The organism is Nitrospirota bacterium (genome assembly GCA_016214385.1).
Lineage (GTDB): Bacteria > Nitrospirota > Thermodesulfovibrionia > UBA6902 > JACROP01 > JACROP01.
The window spans coordinates 1-3,534 of record JACROP010000004.1 but is presented as its reverse complement, the minus strand read 5'-3'; the positions used below and the strand labels follow the sequence as shown (position 1 = coordinate 3,534).

Here is a 3,534-nt window from a genome sequence, read left to right as displayed (position 1 = left end):
TGATCCCTGCTAAACGATTCCTTACATCCCATGTGTATGTGGTCTTGCCACAACTATTTGCAACCGAGGTCATGTTCCCATTATTATCGTAGGTCATATTCTTCACTGAGCTTGTTGCAGGCGTAAAAGTAAGCATCTCATTCGCCTCATCGTAAGTAGCACCTGTAACCCCATCCCTCAAAGGCTGGGTGGCATTTCTCTTATACTTCGTCCTGTTTCCATTTGGGTCGTATTCATAGAGCAAATCCTCTAAAACTGTGGTTGATTTTAAATGCTTCATATTAAGCAGTCTGCTTGCATTGTCGTAAGAGTAGTTTGTTGTTATTCCATTAGAAAGGGTTAGGGAAGTTCTTCTTCCTGCACTGTCATAGGATAGGCTGAAGTCCTTTACTGTGCCGTTTATGTCTCTTGAGATTTTTGTAAGCCTGCTATTTGCATCATAATTGTAATTCACTATCGGTTGTCCTGCAACGGTCATGCTTGTCCTTCGGCCTATTTTATCATAGGTGTAATCAATTCTTATCAGCTATACCACTACATCCTGTTGTGCAGCCTGTGTCTGAGTATGTATATTGAATACTGCCACTGACACTGTCACTGACACTTTTTTCATGTTTTGTAAAGTGTATTTTTTAGGTTTGACCCCATTTAGGCATTTTAGACCTGACCCCTTTTTGCCCTTTAATCCCTTATTTATTGGTGGTATGCATTTTTAACTTGACAGCCTTTTTCATAGGTGTCCCCCTTTTCCCTTTTCCCTTTTCCCTTTTCTTCTCTCAGAAGGTGTAAATTCTATTTTTCCTTCCAAACAGTTCTTATAATATTCTAACTCTTCTATAGTAGGGTCGAATCTCTCCTCTTCTCCTTGGTGATGTAAATCAAATAAAGCATGAACAGTTTCTGCCAATAACTCATCAATAGCCCGAAGTTTATCAAACTCGTCACTGACTACAATATTAAGAGCCCATCGATGAACTTTTGCTTTGGTAATCCTGCCTTCAAGATAATCATACAGTATTGCAAGTGCTTCTTCACGTGTTATCATCACCTCTCCTCCTCTAAGAACTTTTATGGAAACTTACGATCTTCGTGAATAGTCTTGCCATCTTTTGTTACTCTATGGGTAACCCTCTTCGTTGGGATTGAGCTTTACTCTTGGCACACGGTTTGACCCCATTTGTCCATTGGTAATGGGCGCTGACCCTATTTTTCTCTTTTGTCCTGACCCTATTTTTCTCTTTTGTCTGACCCCCTTGCTCTGAGTTCTTTGAGGCAACGGATTAGTTATGTAATCAAATAAGGCTTCTATGTAAGTCCTTCGCACTACCCAGTGAGGTGGCTTGTTGTGGGAAAGTAAATATCGACTAATTTCTGATAGAGAAGTAATATCAGTTTCCTTATATTGTTTAGCTAATTCACGCGCAACATCTATATCGATAAGTGCTATTGCTTCAAGCGCACCGCAACGAAAATAATCAATCTCAGAGGTATCATTCAGAATACTTTTCAAAACATTTAATGCAGATGAATCTCCTAAATCACCAAGAGCTCTTATTGCATAGAGCCTATGGGGCATATCTTTGTTTTGGATTTCCTTTATAAGCAAAGGAACTACCTTGGGACCTGCTATGATCAGTGGGTCTTTTAACTCATCTTCCATACTCTCATAGGTATAAAATTGCTGTAAAGCATCTTCCGGAGAATGTGGAATGTAGAAAATCCAAATCAATAATAATGGTAATGATATTGCTACTATAATAGTTACAAATATTATATAAAAATTTTTTTTATTAAGGGAAATTCTCTTCATAAGGGTAATTTGGGTAATCTACTATTACAGTTATTGGCCCGTCATGTGTTTTAAGCCAATTATGAAATGCATCATTATAACTTGTAAGATCAATACATCCTGCTGAGCCTGGACTGCTACCACCATGAATATAAAATCCACTTCGTCCAGTTGATGAATCAGGAATCAATTTTGTAGCATGTCTCCCCCAGCTACCTCTTTTTAATCGCCATTTAAAACAATCCCACAATCCTTTACAATTATCAGCAGAATTAGGGAATATTAGGGACACATCCCATATTTCCGTTTTTCAGCGTTCATCGTCATCGGAAAATATGGGATGTGTCCCCATTTTTCGCTTTTATAAATAGAACCGTCCCCTTATCCTCCGCTTATCCTCTCCCCTTATCCTCTGAGTACTGACCCCTTTTTCTTTCTCTTGCCTTTTTAACTCCTATGTTTCTTTTTCAATGATGTCCAAATAAAGAGAATTCCGATTACAATAAGAGCTATGCCAAGAGGTATATTGTAGCCAGTAAAATCAAAATAGCGATTGAATTTATAACTATAGAACCTTGGTTCAAAAACTATCCAACTTCCCAAAAATACTAAAGAAAAGCCAAGTAGTATAGATATTATCCTATCCATATATACCTTATAGTTTATCTCTACTAAGTGGATATTCCATTAATTTTGTCTTACCCGCCGCCTTGCATTGTTCTTGAAATATCATAGTTTAAAGGAGGAGGTGATTCGCCAGTTCCAGTTTTGTTCCTGAAAAAGTCGTATGCGAAACCCATACCTGTTCCAAAATAACCAGCAGGAGATGGTGGTGGAGGGCCAGGCAATGCTCCTTGTATAAAATCCGCTATATTTTGGATTGCTACAGGATTTGTAAGAACTGTTATCTTTATGGTTCGACACGTTTTAACGATAGTAGAGCAAGTCATTGGTATCATAGCCTCAGGAGCTAATACTATTCCCATCCCTCCAGTAACGATTAAACCCCCAATAAGATTCTCCATAGGGTCCCTATGTGGGTTAACATGACATCTTAAAACCACATTAACTTTTCCTGTTCTGGGGTCTGTAGGATCCAACCCTAATGGATCAAAGAAGTTTACCGAACTGTTTCCCACATAAACGTATAAATTAAGTCCCCCTGCCAACCCAATCGGATCTTCGCTTATAAACTTCCCTATCTTCGGGTCATAATACCTCGCCCTATAATAGTATAACCCTGTTTCAGGGTCATATTCTCTGGATGTGTAAGTATAAGGTTGAATAAAGTTAGGGTCTTGAATATAGGTTATGTTCCCAAAGCTGTTATACTCATACCTCTGCACCACATTTCCAGCAGAATCGGTAATAGCAACGATGCTTCCTAAGCCATCTGCATGATAATAGTATGTCTGATTGTTTCTTATCATGGCAATCGGTTCGTCAATACCAGAGCCGTGGACATATTCAGTGATGATGTTGCCATTGGCATCAAGTTCAAACAATATATCTTCTCTATCATAAACATAGCGGGTGATGACTCCATTTACATTCTTTTCAATTCTTCTACCGAAGGAATCATATTTATACTGAGCTACCATTCCAGGGTAACTGATTCCAGTAACTCTGTTTTCCGTGTCATATGTGTATGTAGTCGTCTCTCCAGTTGCCTTGTTTGTCTTTTGAATCAGATTGCCGTTGTTGTCGTATGAGTAGGTGTAATTGCTATCTTCTAAAAGCCTATT

The 3,534-nt window shown here is 38.6% G+C and carries 4 protein-coding genes; all 4 read right to left on the bottom strand.

What is annotated here, in order from left to right:
* Nucleotides 1–478: RHS repeat protein (locus HZC12_00185; protein MBI5025155.1), on the bottom strand; the 478-nt coding region annotated here is incomplete at its 3' end.
* A 252-nt stretch (nucleotides 479–730) separates the two neighbouring features.
* The gene (locus HZC12_00180; protein ID MBI5025154.1) at nucleotides 731–1,045 is read right to left on the bottom strand and encodes a hypothetical protein; all 315 of its coding nucleotides are present in this window, start codon (nucleotides 1,043–1,045) and stop codon (nucleotides 731–733) included.
* Between the two features lie 72 nt (nucleotides 1,046–1,117).
* The gene (locus HZC12_00175) at nucleotides 1,118–1,810 is read right to left on the bottom strand and encodes a HEAT repeat domain-containing protein (GenBank protein ID MBI5025153.1); all 693 of its coding nucleotides are present in this window, start codon (nucleotides 1,808–1,810) and stop codon (nucleotides 1,118–1,120) included.
* Between the two features lie 677 nt (nucleotides 1,811–2,487).
* Nucleotides 2,488–3,534: hypothetical protein (locus HZC12_00170; protein ID MBI5025152.1), on the bottom strand; the 1,047-nt coding region annotated here is incomplete at its 5' end.